We start from the raw sequence: 17,187 nt of genomic DNA, 5'->3' as shown, positions 1-17,187 counted from the left end.
ACTCGTCAGTAGTTGCTGTTGCGATCTCGTTAACCGCAGCCCTTGACGGTGTGTACCGCAACCGCGTTGGCTTTCAGCCACCCTGGTCGACAGGCTGCTCTCTCGCCTCCGGAAGGCACCCGTTGTGAACGCTTCCCCCACCCGTAGTCCCGCGGTCCGTCGGATCGTCGTCGCCGTCACCGCCTCCACCTCGGCCCTCACGCTCGCCGCGTGCGGTGTGGTCGACGGTGTCGGCGACAGCAGCAGCTCCGCGGTCCCGAAGAAGGGCAACGACATCACGGTGGGACTCCTCCTGCCCGACAAGGAGACGGCACGCTTCGACAGGTTCGACTACCCCCTCATCAAGAAGCGGGTCGCCGAGCTGACCAACGACAAGGGCAAGGTCCTCTACGCCAACGCCGAGGCCAGCCAGTCCAAGCAGAGCGGGCAGATGGCCACGATGATCGCCAACAAGGTGGACGTCATCCTGGTGGACGCCGTGGACGCGAAGGCCATCGCGCCGGCCATCCAGAAGGCCAAGGACGCGCAGATACCGGTCATCGCGTACGACAGGCTCGCGCAGGGCCCGATCGACGCGTACGTCTCGCACGACAACGAGCTCGTCGGTGAGGTGCAGGGCCGCGCGATCGTCGGTGCCCTCGGTGACAAGGCCGCGACCAGCAAGATCGTCATGATGAACGGCTCGGTAGCCGACCCCAACACGGCCCGCTTCAAGAAGGGCGCGCTCAGCGAGCTCGAGGGTCACGTGATCATCGCCAAGCAGTACGACACCAGGGAGTGGCTGCCCGAGGTCGCCAAGGCCAACATGAAGAAGGCGATCCAGTCCATCGGGCTCAACAACATCGCCGCCGTCTACTCGGCCAACGACGGCATGGCGGGCGCCGTCATCGACGCGCTGAAGGAGGCCGGCGCGACCAAGATCCCGCCGGTGACCGGCCAGGACGCGAATCTGGACGCGGTGCAGCGGATCGTGTCCGGCGAGCAGTTCATGACCGTGTACAAGTCGTTCCTGCTGGAGGCGGACAACGCCGCGGAGATGGCGGTCGCCAAGGTCCAGGGCCGCTCGATCGAGTTCGACGCGCTGACCCCGGACTCCGTCGACAGCCCCACGCAGAAGCGCATCCCGTCGCAGCTGGTGAAGGTCGTGGCGCTCACCAAGGACAACATCAAGGACACGGTGATCCAGGACGGCGTCTACACCGTCAAGGACATCTGCACCCCGAAGTACGCGTCGGACTGCGCGGCGATCGGCCTCGAGTAGCCCCCGTGAAGGCCCCTCGCCGCCGTCCCGGCGGGCTGACCGGCCGGTTTGTCGGACGGGTCCCAGTAGCGTTGCCCCCGTCCGACGACGTACGCCGAACGCGATGGAGCAGCACGTGAGCGATCCCCTGTTCGTCAAGATCTGTGGCCTGCGGACCGAGCGGGACGTCGACACGGCGGTGGAGGCGGGAGCCGACGCCATCGGGTTCGTCTTCTCGGACAGCCCGCGCCGCGTCGACGCCGCCACGGCCGCACGGCTGTGCGACCGGGTACCGGAGCACGTGCTGACGGTCGGTGTCTTCCGCGCCGAGCCCCTGGCCGAGGTGCGGTCCCTGGCCGCCGAGGCGGGCATCCGCGCCGTCCAGCTGCACGGACCTGAGGACCGCGGCTATTACGACGACCTCGCGGCGGGCGGTTGGACCCTGATCCGTGCGACGGCGTTCGGCGACCGCGTGCCGCGCTGCGGGGAGATGGGCGAGGACATGCTCCTCCTCGACGCTCCCGTCCCGGGCTCCGGACTCGCCTGGGACTGGTCCGGCAAGCCGTCGGCCGCCCCCGGGGAGAAGTGGCTGCTGGCCGGCGGTCTCAGCCCGGGCAACGTCCGGGACGCCGTCGACACCACCCGTCCGTGGGGTGTCGACGTGTCCAGCGGCGTGGAGCAGACCCGCGGTGTGAAGGATCCCGCTCTGATCACGGCGTTCGTGAAGGCGGCCCGGGCGGGGGCCTGAGCGCGGTGCGCGCGGGCGTCCGCCGTCCGCCGTCCCGTCGGGTCAGCCGGTGCCGTTGCCGGTGCCGGCACCGTCGCGCGCCGCCCGGCGGTACTCGGTGTTGATGCGCTGGGCTTCCTCCAGCTGGTCCTCGAGAATGACGATGCGGCAGGCGGCCTCGATCGGGGTTCCGTTGTCGACCAGTTCACGGGCGCGCGCGGCGATCCGGAGCTGGTAGCGGGAGTAGCGGCGGTGTCCGCCCTCCGAACGAAGCGGAGTGATCAGACGGGCCTCTCCGATGGCCCGGAGGAATCCGGGGGTGGTGCCGAGCATCTCGGCGGCCCGGCCCATCGTGTATGCGGGGTAGTCATCGTCGTCCAGACGATCGCTGAGCGGAGTATCCGCTGGCATGTCACCTCGTTGAGCAACGCGTGGAAGGGGCCCTGACGCCGTACGGCACCAGGGCCCCGAGAAAACTGAACGCAGAAACCATACCCATGCAAATCAGTAATGTCTATGTTGACCAACGTAGATTTCAGCTTGCCAGGGCGCAAGGAATCTTCGCCTTCTGATCGAGTACGGGGTCGGAGGGAGCGGTCAGGCATAGAATCGGCTCTCATGTCGAACCCCGACGAACTGCTCGCCGCCCTTGCCGTCATGGTGGAGCGGGAGCAGAGCAACCAGATGTCGCTGACCGTCGTCGTCGCAGGTGCCGTCATCACCGGACGACTGGCTCCCGAATCCTTGTGGCGGGAGCGAGTGTCGGAGGTCCTCAAGGACTCGGACCGTCTCGGTCCGTTCTCCGACGTCTTCACCACCGACCGGACCCAGCCCCGGCCAGACCCCGGCGAAGTGCCCACACATCTGCACTTCCATCTCGCCCGGATCCTGCAAGGCACCACCGGCATCCCCGAGACGGGCGGCATGTACCGGGTAGCGATCGGGGATGTCAGCGCCTGGACCGTGGGCGACTTCAGCTATTCCGACCAGTGACCTGAGCGGCGGCCGCGCCGGTGACCCGGGCGGCGGTACCTGAACGAGAACGAGGGCCCTGCCGACGCGCGTCGGCAGGGCCCTCGTGGCTGTGGTGCTGTGCGGGTGCCGGTTACCCGGCCTGGCCACCGGTCTCGTCGGCGGACGTGCCGCCGAGCATCGCCGACGCCGCCTGCACGGGACTGAGCGCGGGCGCGGGGGCCGGCGTGGCCGCGGGCTCCTGGTGGCAGGTGAAGCCGAGCTTGGTCATGGCCCGGACGACCTCACCGCTGGTGAAGTCGCGGCGGTCCTGCCGGGTGATGATCTGCCCCACCTGCTTGACGGGGTAACGGCGCCGTCCGATGGTCACGGACTCACCGACGACGGTTTCAGGGTCGACACCCTTCATCGATTCCAGCACTCCGTCCTTGGTGAGGTCGAACGGGTACCGGGCGATGACGCAGCGCATGATGCCTCACAGGGGGCGGAAGAGCGGGCTGGGGAGGAAGCGGGACCGGTGGGGTTCCGGCACTCAGGCGGCCGAGCCGAAGCTGGACCGCGGCCGCGACGTAGTGCCACGACGACTGGCGTCGCCGGTGGAACCGCCTCGGCGCCCGCCCTCGCCGGTGGAGCCGCCACGACGGCTGCCCTCGCCGGTGGCGCCGCCACGCCTGCTGCCCTCGCCGGTGGCGCCGCCACGCCTGCTGCCCTCGCCGGTGGAGCCGTTACGACGGCCGCCCTCGCCGGTGGCGCCGCCACGACGGCCGCCCTCGCCCGTGGAGCCGCTGCCCGGAGCGCGTCGGCGGCCCCGGGACGAGGAGCGGTTGCCGCGGCGCGGGCGTTCCGTCGCCTGCGCCGGCACCGAGATCACGACCGGGACGCCGGACGGGGCCTGGGCGCCCGTGATGCGGGTCAGCTCCTCCTCACCCGAACGGACCTGGGTGATCAGCGGAGTGACGCCCGCGGACACCATCAGGCGGCTCATGTCGCGGCGCTGGTCGGGGGTCACCAGGGTGACGACGGTGCCGGACTCGCCGGCCCGGGCGGTACGGCCGCCGCGGTGCAGGTAGTCCTTGGGGTCGGTGGGCGGGTCCACGTTGACGACCAGGTCGAGGTTGTCGACGTGGATGCCGCGGGCCGCGACATTGGTCGCCACCAGCACGCTCACATGCCCGTCCTTGAACTGCGCCAGGGTCCGGGTGCGCTGCGGCTGGGACTTGCCCCCGTGCAGGCCCGCGGCGCGGACCCCGTTGTTCAGGAGGTGCTTGGTCAGCTTGTCCACCGCGTGCTTGGTGTCCAGGAACATGATCACCCGGCCGTCGCGCGCGGCGATCTCGGTGGTGGTCTGCTGCTTGTCCGTGCCGTGCACATGGAGCACGTGGTGCTCCATCGTGGTGACCGCGCCCTTGGACGGGTCGACGGAGTGCACCACCGGGTCGGACAGGTAGCGGCGGACCAGCAGGTCCACGTTGCGGTCGAGGGTGGCCGAGAACAGCATCCGCTGGCCGCCCTCGCGCACCTGGTCGAGCAGCGCGGTGACCTGGGGCATGAAGCCCATGTCGGCCATCTGGTCGGCCTCGTCGAGGACCGTGATGGCGACGTCGTCGAGTCGGCAGTCGCCGCGGTCGATGAGGTCCTTCAGCCGCCCCGGCGTCGCCACGACGACCTCGGCGCCGCCGCGCAGCGCCCCGGCCTGCCTGCCGATCGACATCCCGCCGACCACGGTGGTCAGCCGCAGGCTCACCGCGCGGGCGTACGGGGTGAGCGCGTCGGTGACCTGCTGGGCCAGCTCGCGGGTGGGGACCAGGACCAGGGCGAGCGGCTGTCGCGGCTCGGCCCGCCGGCCCGACGTGCGGGCGAGCATCGCGAGGCCGAAGGCGAGGGTCTTGCCCGAACCGGTGCGGCCACGGCCGAGCACGTCACGTCCGGCGAGGGAGTTCGGCAGGGTCGCCGCCTGGATCGGGAACGGCACGCTCACGCCCTCGTTGCCGAGCGCGGTCAGCAGCCGGGCCGGCATGTCGAGTTCGGCGAACGCCTCGACGGCGGGCAGGGCCGGCGTGATCGTCTTCGGCGGGGCGAACTCGCCCTGGAGGGCAGCCGGGCGGCTTCCCTGGCCCCTGGAGCGGCGCGGGCCGCCGGAGCGGTTGCCGCCGCCGTAGCCGGAGTTCCCGGAGCCCGACGCCGTCCCGGTGCGCTTGCGGGCGTATCGGTCGTTCGTTCGTACGCGGTTCATGCGGAACCTTCCTTGATATGGCACGTATCAAGGAATTCCCGCGGTGAATGAGCGGCGCAGGGAATCGCAAGAACGAGCCGGGGGCTCTGGTGTTTCACCCACCGAGAGCGATGAATGCGGGGTGCGGAATCCCCGGCAATTGTCCGGGGATTCACGGAGATGCGCGAAGGCTCTCCGAGGTTCTCTGAAATGCAGCGAGCTGGGGCCCGCACCCCAAGGTGCGGGCCCCAGCTGCGATCAGGCGTCAGTGGCCAAATCAGGCGACAACGATGTTCTCGGCCGTCGGGCCCTTCTGACCCTGGGCGATGTCGAAGCTCACCTTCTGGCCTTCCAGCAGCTCGCGGAAGCCAGAGGCGGAGATGTTCGAGTAGTGGGCGAAGACGTCGGCGCCGCCGCCGTCCTGCTCGATGAAGCCGAAGCCCTTTTCGGCGTTGAACCACTTCACGGTGCCGGTAGCCATGTCTATCTCCTTCGGGACGGTGTTCGGAGTTCGCGGGGGTGCGCCCTCCGGTCGCCGTGATGATCAGCCCGTCGGAAAAAACCTTCTGGGCACCACAACTGCAACTGGGAACGACAGTAGCATGGCGTGATCGGCTGCGTCGGTCTGGTAATTCGGATCCGGAGAGGATCGGGTCGCCGGTCCGGGAATACTCATCGCGCGTGGCGTCGAATTCTCACTTCATGGCCACAGATATTGCTCTGCCCGGACCGCAATGTCACGGCCGGGTGCGTTCCGCCGCCGCGCCCGGCCGGGCTCCCACCAGCACATGCGCGGGTCTGCGGGGGTCGATGTGCCGCGGTCCTCGTCAGCGGACGGGCCGCCGCCGGACCCGCCGCGTCCCTCGTACCGTGATGAAGGCCACAGCGGCGATGAACACCACGATGCCGATGGCCAGCAGATAACCCAGACCGTCCGCCGCCGCGCCGATGATGCCCAGGGCGACGGCCACGAGGACGAGGAGCAGGAAGGCCACCATCATTGCGACCACCTCCCGGGTCAGCGGCGGGCGAGCCGGCGTTCCCCGTTGACGCCCGGCTGATACGCCATCCCGTAGTACTGGAAGATCGATTTCTCCCGTCCGGCGGGCAGCACGTCGTCCGTCCCGATCGAAGGGGCCTTGCGCACCGACGCCTTGGCGTGGGAGACCCGTACGTAATCGGGTCCGAGGACGGCCTCGTCGAGCGGGACGAAGATCAGTCGCTGGCGGGTGGGCAGACCGGTGCGGACCGTGGCCACGGCGGGCTGGTCCGTGGCGGTGTCCACATAGACCGCTTCGAGCAAGCCGATCTTGCGGCCCCTGGGATCGACCACGTCGTGGTTGCGCCACTCGCGGATGTCGGCTGAACGGATCATGCCTGCTCCCTGTCTGCCGGCCCACTTGTCATCGTAGAACCGGACGACCCGTCCGGCATCGGGAATTCCAGGTAAATAGGGACGAAACGCCATCGCGGGCGACGCGCCCTCGACCGGCTCGGCCCCGGACAGGAGATGCCTGTCCGGGGCCGAGCGGGGAGGCGCTCCGGCGCTCTACGGCTGCGGCGCGGGGGACGGGGACGGAGCCGGAGTCGTGGACGGTGACGCCGTGACGGCGTCCGAGGGCCTGTCGGGCAACGGCTCGAAGGCCAGGGCGTCCCAGGCGATCGAGTCGTCGCCGGTGCCGTCCGCGGTGTCCGAGCTCAGCGAGACGCTCGGGGTGCCGTGGAACTCGTACGACCCCAGGGAGACCCAGGTGTTCTCGCCCCCGGTGTCCTGGGAGATCGTCTTCTCCAGGACGGTGCCGTCACCGAGGTCGACACGGTACGTGGCCTGGCCGGTGTCGGCCTCGTGGTCGGGCAGGTGCACCATGACCCGGGCCCAGCCCTCGACCGGCCGGTCCGGCGTCCAGGTCCCGGTGACCACCGAGTCGGTGAGGCTCGGCACCCGGGTGTGGGTGAACCAGAAGTGACCGCCGAAGCCCGAACCGAGCTGATGGAAGTCGATCTTCGAGGGGTAGACGGTCGTACCGTCCTCCCGCACCGCCGAGCCGAAGGTGAACGACAGCGTGCCCCGGCTGGTCCAGTTGTGCTTGCCGGCACAGGGGTTGGTGTCGCCCACCCGGAACGTCACCGTGTTCGGCACGTCGTCCACGATCAGCGCGTTCGAGGGCAGGGAGGACGAGCAGGACGCCGGGTGCGGCGCGGTGACCCTCGGCTCCGGGTCGGTCGCCCGGTAGGTCAGCACCTCCGTACCGCAGGTGGTGGCGCAGTCCGTCCAGGTCGACGGCTGGTGCCACCAGCACTTGAAGTCGTCCCGCTGGCACGGACCGGCGGGCTGGCTCGAACCCTCCACCTGGCGCGGCTTGGAGGTGTCGCACTCGTTGACGCCGGGGGAGCAGAACGCGTCGTGCGGCGGCTGGGCGTCCGGCGCCCCGCCGGCCGGCCAGTCGCCGACGGCGAAGGCCGCGGAGGCGGCGCCGGTCGCCGGGTCGGTCTTCTGCTGGGAGTACGCCGCCCAGCCGAGGACCCGCTCCTCGTACGTCCACAGGTTGGGGTTACGGGCGTCGTCGGCGCCGGACGACAGGAACATCGTGCGGTCCGGCGGGTAGAGCCCGTTGGCCGGGTTGTTGAACCAGCCCACGCCCCAGGGGGCGGTGGTGTCCGAAGCGTCCGGCTCGTTGAAGCCGCTGTTGTACGCCCACAGCGCGAACCACCAGTTCTCCAGGTACCGGGGGTCACCGCCGTTGGCGAGGATGCCCCGCGCGTACAGCTGGTTCCACTTGTCCTGGAGGATCCGCACACTCGCCGCGATGTTGGCCGCGTAGTCCACGGTGATCGCCCGCTGCTGCTCGGCGGTGTAGGCGGTGTCGGTGCGGGCCATGCCGCTGGTCACCTGGCCGATGCCGTAACCGCAGTCGGCGGCGGACCAGTCGACGGTGTGGACGCTGCCGGCGTTGCCGTAGTAGCCGCCCTGGATGAAGTTGCCGCTCTCCCCCGCGGACGCCCTGGAGGTGGACTGCAGCAGGTTGGACTCCTGGCTGAGCACGCCGAGCAGGACCTGCGCGGGCACCCGGCCGCCGCCCTTGATCGCGACCGGCGGGAACAGCCCCTGTGGGGTGTACGACGCGAGGTCGGTGCCGTTCCACCCGCTGCCGCGGCGGACGTCGAGCCGGCCCTGTACGGCGAGGTCGGCCGCCCACTCGACCATCGCGGGGGACGGCTGGAGCGACTGGAGCCCGGGGTCGTTGCGGGACACGGCGCAGGCCCGGTCGGGGTCGGTGGTGGTGTGCGCGGGGTCGTCGTCGACGCCGTCCAGCCGCAGGCCGGCCGAGGGGCTCTCGCCGTCGCCGCCCGGGGTGCGTGCGGGCAGCGCCGGGGACTGCTCGGTGCCCTGTGCTCGCCGCGGCGCCGCGGGCTTCACCCGGAAGTCGAAGGACGCGTCGGTGCCCGTCGACACGGCGTGGATGCCGACCGGCTGTGCGGTGTCGGTGGCGGTGCCGGGGGCGGGGAGGACGTCGACGGTCTTGCGGCCGGCCGCCTCGGCGCCGGTGCCGACACCGGTCAGGGCGAGGGCGCCGGTGGTGGAGACCTCGGACGAGGCCGGGACGTCGAGGGCCCGCCAGCTCTTCGGGAGGGCGGAGCCCGGGACGGCCTTGCTCGCGTCCGGCCCGGTGACGAAGACCCGGCCGCCGGTGCCGCGCACCGCCAGGGCGCCCAGCGCGCCGGAGCCGAGCAGCCGGTCGGGGCCGTCCTCGGTGACCCGGCGGACCTGCACCTTCGTACCGTCGTCCGGGACCTGGTAGGCGAGGCCGTCGTGGGCGTCCGGCACCAGCCGGAACGGCGTCTTCGCCGTACGGGCGAGGGTGCGCAGGTGTCCTTGGCCGTCCACCGAGACCACGGAGTTGCCGGTGGCCGCCGCGATGCCGTCGCCGAAGGGCACGGCGGAGGTCAGTTGGCCCGGGACGGTCTGGTCACGGGTCAGTTTTCCCTGCCGTGCGTCGACGGTCAGCAGTTCCGTGCGGTCACCCTGCGGCCGGGACAGCACGGCCTGTTCGCCGTCGCCGCAGCCGGGGTTGAAGTAGGCGAGGGACACCAGCCGCGGCAGTTTGGTCACCGTGCCGTCCGCGAGGTCGACCACGGCCGCGAAGCCGCCCAGCTGGAAGCCCTGTTGGTCGTTGACCGCCTGCCGGGGCGCGTAGACCACCACGGCGCGGTCGCCCGAGGCCGTGACGCAGCTCTGGCCGATCCACTGGTCGGTGTCGACGCCCGGTTCGGTGAGGGTGGCCGCGGTGCGCCAGGCGTAGGCCCGCGAGGCGTCGGCGACCAGGACGTGCAGGCCGGTGGCGTCCCCGTCGTAGGTGACGATCCGGTCGTCGGACTGCCGCCAGCCGGACGGCAGTTGAGAGGTGTCGGTGACCCGGTCGGCCAGCGCCGGGGCGGTGGGGGCGGGCGGGTCGGTCAGTGCCGCCGAGGCGAGTGGCGCGACGATCGCCAGCGCCAGTACGGAGGTCGCGCCGGCCAGGAGTATGCGACCGCGTCGGTTCCTCGGCACCCGCCAACGGTGTCTTCCCTGGGGGTCGTTAAGAGAGGTACGCAAGGCGTTCCGTCCAGATTTACTTGTGGGGGTCTGGTCCGGCTTTCGATGGTCCCCCCGAGCCGGAGAAGCGGAAGTTATCAGTCCGAATTGGCCATTGCGTGTACGGCGGGAGCGCTACTCGGAGGTATCCACGAAATTTCCACCTGGGTGAAATGGACCTTGGCGGTCGGCCGTTGACCCTCGACCTGGTTGAGGGCGCAGAGTCATGGGTGTGGAGAGCGAGATGCGCAGTATCGGCGGGATGGCCCGGGACAGTGGACTGAGCGTGAGCGCGCTGCGCTTCTACGACCGTGCCGGTGTGCTGGTCCCGGCCTGGGTGGATCCGGTGAGCGGCTACCGCTGGTACGGCCCCGAGCAGGTGGACGAGGCCCGGTTGCTGGCCCGGCTGCGACGGGCGGGCATGCCGTTGGCGGACATCCGGCTGGTACTGGCCGGCTGGTCGAGCGCGGACACCGGCCTGGTCCGGAAGCTGCTCGAGGCACATCTGCGCCGTCTTGAACGGGGGCTGTCCGATGCCCGCGGTGAGTTCTCCACGCTCCGAGCACTACTCGAACGCAGGGAGAGACCCATGACCATGCTCCGCACCGCCACAGCCCGGATGACCGTCTCCGCGCCCGAGCTGGCCGCCGCGTTGGACGCGGTCCGCTTCGCCGCCGGTACCGACCCGGAGCTGCCGATGCTCGGCGGTGTCCTGTTCGACATCGAGGGCGACGCGCTCCACGTCGTGGCCACCGACCGGTACCGGATGGCCGTCGCACGAGTCGGCACCACCGGGCACGGCGGACCCCGGGTACAGGTCATCGTGCCGTCCCCGCTCGTCGACGCGATGCGGGCGCTGTCGAGCGACGACGCGTCCGTCCAGCTCACCGTGGATGGTGACCGCGTGGCCTTGGAGACGGCGGGCCGGGAGGCGGCCGGCCAGTGCCTCGACCACGACTTCCCCGACTACCGCCGCCTGCTGCACCTGCCGGCGGGGCACCGTGTGCTCATCGACGTCAGGGCCTTCCAAAAGGCGGTGGAAAACGGCCCCGTCCGTGCGAGCGAGGCGCGGCAGGACGGTGTCTGCGGTGACCTCAGCGTGCTCAAGGTGGCCGCCGACGGCGTGACCGTCTGCGACGAGGGTGACGACGACCCGGACAACGTCGCCGTCAACCGGGCGTTCCTTCTGGATGCCCTGGCCGCCGGGGCCCGGGACCAGCTGATCCTGGAGTTCGGCGGCCCCACGGCGCCCCTGGCGGTCCGCCGGACCGACACCGAGGACACCTTCTCGATCCTGATGCCGGTCCGCCTGGAGCACTGACCACCGGCCCGGGCGCGGGCGCTGCGGCGGTCAGTGCCTCGGGCCTCGCCGACCTGGGGCGCCCGCGTGGCAGGTGCAGCCGTCGCGGCCGAGAAGCCCTGCCCGGTGCAGGGCTTCACGCGCCTGGACCCACGCCCACCGGGACAGCACGCGGGTGCTGGGGCCGAAGAAGCCGCTGAGGAGCACGGCCGGGGTCAGGTTGACGACTTCGTGCCACCAGTACGCGGGTACGTGGAGCACGTCGCCCGGTTCGAGATCCGCCACGAAGAACTCGCCGTCCTCCTGGCCGGCTGCCAGCTTCTCCGCGCCGATCAGGGACAGGCGGGCCCACGCGTCGTATTTCCGGGATTCCAGGCCGGCCCGTTTCACCGCCTCGGGGTGCGCGAGATAGAAGCGCTTCGTCCCGGTGATCTGAACGGCGAGATTGTCCAGGAGATCGCAGTGCAAGCCGGTACGAGCGCCGGCGGGACCGATCCAGGTGGCGCTCGACCTCATCGTCCTGGGCGGGAACAGTTCGCGGCTTCTGAGATCCGCGCGCAACCGCGGGAACTTCCGGAGCAGATCGAACTCCTTGAGGTACACCGGTATGTCGTCCGGGGCGGCTTCGCGTGTCAGACCGCTGACGTAGGAACCCAGGGTCGACGTGGTGAACCGGGTCCTGTCCGTCTCCCTGTTTCCCGCGACCAGTCGTACGGGGAGGCCGGGGTCGAGTGCGGCGAGGCGGGGGAAGCTCCACTCCTGCACGGCGGGCCAGTCGGCGGCGGCCGCCCGGAACACCGTGGGAGTGCGGGAGCGAACGTGAGTCGCGGGCGCTTCCTCGGAAGCGGGCAGCGGGCGGAACGCGGGCATGCTCTCCCCCCTCAGGGATGCGTGGGACCCGTGGGACACGTGCGATCTGCTGCCTGGGGGAGCGCCAGAATCAAATCGGATACCTCGCCCCGTATGACGGCCGCATGGTCGAGTGACCTTTCGTGGGGAAAGTAATGGGGTTTGCAGGCGGTGATGCTCTTGAATCCCTTGCCGTGGTAGTAGCGAAGTTGCGGGTCGAGTGGAAGGCCGTTGCGCTTGGCGTACACGTAGTCCCCGACCGGCGCCTCGGGGTTGGCGCGCTTCCAGTCGCTCAGGCCGGGCAGGGGGGATCCGAGATATACGTCGTGGTATCCGAGTGCCGCTATCTGCGGAAGGAAGAATGACAAGACGGCCGTCACCGCGTCCCCGTCGACACTGCTGAGGCTGATTCCGAAGAGGGAACGGCAGGCGCTCGGATCCGGGGGTTGGGCGTTGGTGCATTCTTCCCAGGAACGTGCGGTGCGCGCCTTCTCGGCAGTGATCGGTTTGGTGAACAGCGAGGTGAGGGCCGCGCCCGTGGTGAGGGAGAAAGCACCGACGTTGAGCCGTGGGTTCTCCGTCATGCGCTGGACGAGACTTTCAGGACTGGCTGACTGTTCCTGTGTCCACTTGGCCTCCTCCAGTGCCATGAGTCCTTCGGCGTCGTCCGGTCGGAGGAAACGCACCTCGATGTCGTCCGCGACATTCATGAAACTCCCCTTGGCTGCGGGTGGGGTGAATCTGCGCCCTGGGGAATATTTGCATGCGAAGCGGGGGCCGGAGGAATACGCACATTTTGTTGCGGTGGTATTCACTCGGAGTTGGGATTACTCGATGTGCTTTCGGGTTGTGGAATGTTTGAAGATGAGCGAATTCCGGTCGGCGGGAGATTGAAATGCGAACGAAAAAGGGCCTCCACAACCGCTCGGAATGGGGTCCCACCACCGAGCTGTCAGGAGGCCCTGCGTTCACGCGGTCCAGCGGTGGGCCACGTCGACCACCAGCCGGTCGGGCAGTTGGATCACCCGGAACGGCAGCCGGGCGCGGACGCCGAGGCCGATCTGGGTGTCGCCCTCGAAGCTGCCGGCGAACCGGGTGTCCCTGAAGGTGCGGTATCCGCTGATGTTCACACCGGGCAGCGGCTTGGCCACCCGGCCCGGGTAGGTGGGTTGGCCGCTCTCCGGGTCGTAGCTGGGCGCGGCGACCCGGATTTCGATGATGGCCCCGCCGCTCACCGGGATGTAGGCCCCGGACGGGTCCTGGTAGAGCTTGTCGACGTAGTGGACGGAGTAGCCGACGGTGCCGCCGCCGGGGACGTCGAACACGATGCGGTCGTAGCAGTCGTGCTGTCCGGTCCTGATGTTCTTCAGCGGTACGGCGCCGGCGGTGAATCCGCCCTTGGCGCCGCTGCCCCAGCCCGTCGGGCAGGCCGAGGCGGATGCGGTGGCCGACGGTGCGGCGCCCGCGGTGACGGCTCCCGCCGCCAGCAGGCCGCCCGCGAGGGTGAGCGCTGCGACTGCGGCTCCTATTCGTCTCATGGTGTCCCCCTTGATGTTGCTTGGCCGGGTAAAGCTGGTATCGGGTGAGACGACCAGGTATCCCGGAAGGTTGCACGCCGCGGAAGAGCATCGCGGCAAGGGCTTCGCGGCGTGCGTCGTAGCGGCTGACGTGTCCGCGCGGCTGACGTGTCCGCCGGTCCACTGGGCGCAGGCGGAGGCGTGCTGGTGTCTCTCCTCGGGCCGATGTGCCGCCACTCACCGCGCCCGTCACGCGGCCGTCCGGCAAGACCTCGGTCTGACACCGGAGCCCGCCCCGTCGTACCAGCGGTTGACCCGGCGGCCGGTTTCTACTGCGTTCTGAGTAGCGGAGAGTGTCGGCAGCCGCACGACGACAGGACGGCCCCGCACCGGACAGCCTGGAGGCACCTTCGGCACCAGAGTGGGGACCTCCTGACGTGGCTACTTTCCTGTATCGAGTGGGCCGCCTGGCCTTCCGGCGGCGCTGGTACGTCGCCCTGGTCTGGGCGGCCGTCCTGGCCGCCGTCGGCCTGGGCGCCGTCAAGGCCCCGGCAGGCGCCGACGAGGGGTTCTCGATGCCGGGCATCGAGTCCCAGCGGGCGTTCGACCTGATGGAACAGCGTTTCCCCGGCGCCACCGCCGACGGCGCGACCGCCAGGGTCGTGTTCGTCGCGCCGAGCGGCGAGAAGGTCACCGCCGCCGAGAACAAGCGGATCGTCGAGCGGACCGTGACCGAGCTGGGCGACGGTTCGCAGGTCGCGGGCGCCGTCAACCCCTTCCAGGCGAAGACGGTCAGCAAGGACGGCACGACGGCGTACGCGACCGTCACCTACAAGGTCGCCGCCGAGGACCTCACCGACGCAAGCAAGAGCGGGCTGACCAAGGCCCTGGACGAGGCGCGGGACTCCGGGCTGACCGTCGACGCCGGCGGGAGCGCGATGTCCGACGGCGGTGGCGCGGGCGGCGCGGCCGAGCTGATCGGAGTCGCGATAGCCGCGGTCGTGCTGCTGATCACCTTCGGTTCGCTCGCCGCGGCCGGGCTGCCGCTGCTGACCGCCGTCCTCGGTGTCGGCGTGAGCATGGCCACGATCCTGACCCTGGCCAGCACGTTCGGCCTGTCCACCACGACCGGCACCCTGGCGATGATGCTGGGCCTCGCGGTCGGCATCGACTACGCCCTGTTCGTGGTCTCCCGCTACCGCGAGGAGCGCGCCAAGGGCCGTACCCCGCAGGAGGCGACCGGCCTGGCGACCGGCACCGCCGGGTCCGCGGTCGTCTTCGCCGGGCTCACCGTCGTCATCGCGCTCGCCGGGCTCTCGGTGGTCGGCATCCCGATGCTCACCAAAATGGGCCTGGCCGCGGCCGGCGCGGTCGTCGTCGGCGTACTGATCGCGCTGACGCTGGTCCCGGCGTTCCTCGGCTTCTGGCCGAACGCCGTGCTCACCCGCCGGGCCCGCAGGAGCGGCCGGATCGAGCAGACCTCGCAGGACAACGGGGGCACCCGCTGGGCGCGGTTCGTGCTGCGCCGGCCGCTGCCCGTCCTGCTCCTCGGCGTGGTCGGCCTCGGGGCCCTCGCGATACCGGTGACCGACCTGCAGCTGGGCATGCCCGGCGACGAGGCGAAGCCGACCTCCACCACCGAACGCCGCGCCTACGACGCGCTCGCCAAGGGCTTCGGGCCGGGCTTCAACGGTCCGCTGACCGTCGTCGTGGACGCCAAGGGCGACTCCGACCCGAAGGGCGCCGCGGACACGGTCGCCAAGGAGATCGGCGCCACCGAGGGTGTCGTGTCCGTCTCCCCGGCGCGGTTCAACAAGGCCGGCGACACGGCGGTCTTCTCGGTCGTGCCGTCCACCGCGCCGACCGACGAGAAGACCAAGAACCTGGTGACGACCATCCGCGGCGAGCGTCCCGCGGTCGAGTCGAAGACCGGGGCGACCTTCGAGGTCACCGGCACCACCGCGCTGAACATCGACATCTCCGAGAAGGTCCAGTCGGCGCTGGTCCCGTACCTGATCGTGGTGGTCGGCCTGGCGATCGTGCTCCTGCTGGTGGTCTTCCGGTCCCTGCTCGTCCCGCTGAAGGCCGCCCTCGGCTTCCTGCTGTCGGTGCTGGCCTCCCTCGGCGTGGTCGTGCTGGTCTTCCAGCAGGGCCACGGCGCCGAACTCCTCGGCGTGCAGCAGACCGGGCCGATCATGAGCCTGATGCCGATCTTCCTGGTGGGCATCGTCTTCGGCCTGGCCATGGACTACGAGGTGTTCCTGGTCTCCCGGATGCGGGAGGCGTACGTCCACGGCGACTCGCCCGCCGAGGCGGTCACCAGCGGTTTCCGGCACAGCGCCCGGGTCGTCGTGGCCGCCGCGATGATCATGATCGCGGTGTTCGCCGGGTTCATCGGCGAGAGCGAATCCATGATCAAGATGATCGGGTTCGGGCTGGCCGGCGCCGTCCTCTTCGACGCCTTCGTCGTCCGGATGGCGATCGTGCCCGCCGTACTCGCCCTGCTCGGCCACAAGGCCTGGTGGCTGCCCGGCTGGCTGGACCGGCTGCTGCCCCGCGTCGACGTCGAGGGCGAGGCGCTGAGCCGACGCCCCGGGACGGACCCGCACCCGACGCCGTCCGAAACCGTCGAACCGGCCCCGGCCCGCGCCTGACACCACCGCCCCACCCCCCACCAGGGGCCGCCCGTGACGAAGGACACGGGCGGCCCCGTCGGCCGTTTCCGCCCGAAAGCGTCCACGATGGACCCAGTCCACCCCCCCGGAGAGCATGATGAGCACCAGCCTGGAGCGCTACACCGGCCGCTTCGAGCGGTACGCGGAGCGCCACACCCTCGTCATCGACGTCGCGGTGGTCATGGCGCTGATGGGCTGCGCGACCCTCGGCAGCTCGCTCACCATGCCCGGTGCCGACCCGCCCGACCAGGACCGGGCCGCCACCATCCTCATGGCGGTGTCCTGTCTCGCCCTCCTGAGGTACCGCACCCATCCGCGCGTCGCCGTCGTCGTGACCGCCGTCTGCACGGTGATCGCGATCTCGCTGGGATACCTGCTCACCCCCCTGCTGCTGGGCCCGGTCATGGCGGCCCTCTACTGGATGGCCAGCCTCACCGACCGCAAGACCATCCGCGTCTACGGCATCACCACGACGTTGTCCCTGACGCTGGCGGCCGTGTTCGCCGACTCGATGGACCACCTGTCCCTGGTGCTCCGGGCGATCGGCCCCATCTTCTGGCTGATGCTGCCCCTGGCCGCCGGCAACATGACCCAACTGCGGCGCGCCTACCTGCAGTCCGTGCAGGCCCGCGCCGAGCACGCCGAACGCACCCGCGAGGAGGAGGCCCGGCTGCGCGTCACCGAGGAACGCATGCGCATCGCCCGCGAACTGCACGACGTCGTCGCCCACCACATGGCCCTCGCCAACGCCCAGGCGGGCACCGCCGCCCACCTCGCGCTCGCCGACCCTGCGCAGACCAAGAAGATCCTCACGGACCTGACCGGCACCACGTCCGCCGCGCTGCGCGAGCTGAAGGCCACCCTCGGACTGCTGCGGCAGAGCGACGACCCGGAATCCGTGTCGCTGGAACCGTCCCCCGGCCTCGCCCGGCTGCCGGAGCTGGTCTCGGCGTGCGCGTCCGCCGGGCTCACCGTCGCGGTCACCACGGACGGGGAGCCGCAGCCGCTGTCCCCCGGCGTGGACCTGACGGCGTTCCGGATCGTGCAGGAGGCGCTGACCAACGTCTCCAAGCACGCCGCGACGGAGACCGCGCACGTGCGGCTGGCCTACGCCGACTCCCG

16 protein-coding genes are annotated in these 17,187 nt (G+C 70.4%); 6 read left to right on the top strand and 10 right to left on the bottom strand.

The window, feature by feature from the left end; all coding sequences use genetic code 11:
- Positions 1-124: 124 nt before the first annotated feature.
- Positions 125-1,261, top strand: a complete 1,137-nt coding sequence (locus ABZ027_RS30585) for a substrate-binding domain-containing protein (protein ID WP_356773877.1) — start codon at positions 125-127, stop codon at positions 1,259-1,261.
- A 115-nt stretch (positions 1,262-1,376) separates the two neighbouring features.
- The gene (locus tag ABZ027_RS30580; RefSeq protein ID WP_356773875.1) at positions 1,377-1,988 is read left to right on the top strand and encodes a phosphoribosylanthranilate isomerase; all 612 of its coding nucleotides are present in this window, start codon (positions 1,377-1,379) and stop codon (positions 1,986-1,988) included.
- A gap of 42 nt (positions 1,989-2,030) precedes the next feature.
- Here the strand turns inward: ABZ027_RS30580 and ABZ027_RS30575 are convergent, their stop codons facing one another.
- A complete protein-coding gene (locus tag ABZ027_RS30575) occupies positions 2,031-2,378 on the bottom strand; it encodes a MerR family transcriptional regulator (protein ID WP_356773873.1) in 348 nt (115 codons plus the stop codon).
- A gap of 207 nt (positions 2,379-2,585) precedes the next feature.
- On the opposite strand from ABZ027_RS30575, the gene ABZ027_RS30570 reads away from it, so the two are divergent.
- On the top strand, positions 2,586-2,960 hold the full coding sequence (locus ABZ027_RS30570) for a hypothetical protein (protein WP_356773871.1): 375 nt from the start codon (positions 2,586-2,588) through the stop codon (positions 2,958-2,960).
- Positions 2,961-3,072: 112 nt separating this feature from the next.
- Here ABZ027_RS30570 and ABZ027_RS30565 read toward each other — a convergent pair whose 3' ends face one another.
- The 6 genes from ABZ027_RS30565 to ABZ027_RS30540 form a co-directional block, all read right to left on the bottom strand.
- Complete coding sequence (locus ABZ027_RS30565; RefSeq protein ID WP_356773869.1) at positions 3,073-3,408, bottom strand: SCO5918 family protein; 336 nt, start codon at positions 3,406-3,408, stop codon at positions 3,073-3,075.
- Between the two features lie 63 nt (positions 3,409-3,471).
- On the bottom strand, positions 3,472-5,172 hold the full coding sequence (locus ABZ027_RS30560) for a DEAD/DEAH box helicase (RefSeq protein WP_356773868.1): 1,701 nt from the start codon (positions 5,170-5,172) through the stop codon (positions 3,472-3,474).
- A 256-nt stretch (positions 5,173-5,428) separates the two neighbouring features.
- Positions 5,429-5,632 carry a cold-shock protein gene (locus tag ABZ027_RS30555; protein WP_356773866.1) on the bottom strand — a complete coding sequence of 68 codons (204 nt, stop codon included), beginning with the start codon at positions 5,630-5,632 and terminating at the stop codon, positions 5,429-5,431.
- 346 nt (positions 5,633-5,978) lie between these two features.
- Entirely contained in the window at positions 5,979-6,152 is a 174-nt protein-coding gene (locus ABZ027_RS30550; RefSeq protein ID WP_356773993.1) for a hypothetical protein, read from the bottom strand.
- Positions 6,153-6,169: 17 nt separating this feature from the next.
- Complete coding sequence (locus tag ABZ027_RS30545) at positions 6,170-6,526, bottom strand: PRC-barrel domain-containing protein (protein WP_356773864.1); 357 nt, start codon at positions 6,524-6,526, stop codon at positions 6,170-6,172.
- Positions 6,527-6,700: 174 nt separating this feature from the next.
- The gene (locus tag ABZ027_RS30540; RefSeq protein ID WP_356773862.1) at positions 6,701-9,700 is read right to left on the bottom strand and encodes a hypothetical protein; all 3,000 of its coding nucleotides are present in this window, start codon (positions 9,698-9,700) and stop codon (positions 6,701-6,703) included.
- 268 nt (positions 9,701-9,968) lie between these two features.
- Between ABZ027_RS30540 and ABZ027_RS30535 the strand changes: the two genes are divergently transcribed.
- Positions 9,969-11,045, top strand: coding sequence for a MerR family transcriptional regulator (locus ABZ027_RS30535; RefSeq protein WP_356773860.1), 1,077 nt, complete (start codon positions 9,969-9,971; stop codon positions 11,043-11,045).
- Positions 11,046-11,075: 30 nt separating this feature from the next.
- Here ABZ027_RS30535 and ABZ027_RS30530 read toward each other — a convergent pair whose 3' ends face one another.
- The 3 genes from ABZ027_RS30530 to ABZ027_RS30520 all read right to left on the bottom strand — a co-directional run bounded on the left by ABZ027_RS30530 (position 11,076) and on the right by ABZ027_RS30520 (position 13,411).
- Complete coding sequence (locus ABZ027_RS30530; RefSeq protein WP_356773858.1) at positions 11,076-11,894, bottom strand: cupin-like domain-containing protein; 819 nt, start codon at positions 11,892-11,894, stop codon at positions 11,076-11,078.
- Positions 11,895-11,905: 11 nt separating this feature from the next.
- Entirely contained in the window at positions 11,906-12,583 is a 678-nt protein-coding gene (locus ABZ027_RS30525) for a hypothetical protein (RefSeq protein ID WP_356773856.1), read from the bottom strand.
- Between the two features lie 258 nt (positions 12,584-12,841).
- Positions 12,842-13,411, bottom strand: a complete 570-nt coding sequence (locus ABZ027_RS30520; protein ID WP_356773854.1) for a hypothetical protein — start codon at positions 13,409-13,411, stop codon at positions 12,842-12,844.
- A 416-nt stretch (positions 13,412-13,827) separates the two neighbouring features.
- Here ABZ027_RS30520 and ABZ027_RS30515 point away from each other — a divergent pair, with 416 nt between their 5' ends.
- Complete coding sequence (locus tag ABZ027_RS30515) at positions 13,828-16,044, top strand: MMPL family transporter (RefSeq protein WP_356773852.1); 2,217 nt, start codon at positions 13,828-13,830, stop codon at positions 16,042-16,044.
- Between the two features lie 118 nt (positions 16,045-16,162).
- The coding region (locus tag ABZ027_RS30510) for a histidine kinase (RefSeq protein WP_356773850.1) at positions 16,163-17,187 on the top strand (1,025 nt) is incomplete at its 3' end.

Source organism: Streptomyces sp. NPDC006332, from assembly GCF_040612855.1.
Classification (GTDB): domain Bacteria; phylum Actinomycetota; class Actinomycetes; order Streptomycetales; family Streptomycetaceae; genus Streptomyces.
The sequence above is the reverse complement of the archived record's forward strand: the minus strand, read 5'-3'. Positions and strand labels throughout refer to the sequence as shown.

Bases quoted from the DNA above. Each gene is read 5' to 3' on its own strand.
- ABZ027_RS30575 (WP_356773873.1), bottom strand. From the start codon at position 2,378: ATGCCAGCGGATACTCCGCTCAGCGATCGTCTGGACGACGATGACTAC.
- ABZ027_RS30570 (WP_356773871.1), top strand. From the start codon at position 2,586: ATGTCGAACCCCGACGAACTGCTCGCCGCCCTTGCCGTCATGGTGGAG.
- ABZ027_RS30565 (WP_356773869.1), bottom strand. From the start codon at position 3,408: ATGCGCTGCGTCATCGCCCGGTACCCGTTCGACCTCACCAAGGACGGA.
- ABZ027_RS30560 (WP_356773868.1), bottom strand. From the start codon at position 5,172: ATGAACCGCGTACGAACGAACGACCGATACGCCCGCAAGCGCACCGGG.
- ABZ027_RS30555 (WP_356773866.1), bottom strand. From the start codon at position 5,632: ATGGCTACCGGCACCGTGAAGTGGTTCAACGCCGAAAAGGGCTTCGGC.
- ABZ027_RS30550 (WP_356773993.1), bottom strand. From the start codon at position 6,152: ATGATGGTGGCCTTCCTGCTCCTCGTCCTCGTGGCCGTCGCCCTGGGC.
- ABZ027_RS30545 (WP_356773864.1), bottom strand. From the start codon at position 6,526: ATGATCCGTTCAGCCGACATCCGCGAGTGGCGCAACCACGACGTGGTC.
- ABZ027_RS30535 (WP_356773860.1), top strand. From the start codon at position 9,969: ATGCGCAGTATCGGCGGGATGGCCCGGGACAGTGGACTGAGCGTGAGC.
- ABZ027_RS30530 (WP_356773858.1), bottom strand. From the start codon at position 11,894: ATGCCCGCGTTCCGCCCGCTGCCCGCTTCCGAGGAAGCGCCCGCGACT.
- ABZ027_RS30525 (WP_356773856.1), bottom strand. From the start codon at position 12,583: ATGAATGTCGCGGACGACATCGAGGTGCGTTTCCTCCGACCGGACGAC.
- ABZ027_RS30520 (WP_356773854.1), bottom strand. From the start codon at position 13,411: ATGAGACGAATAGGAGCCGCAGTCGCAGCGCTCACCCTCGCGGGCGGC.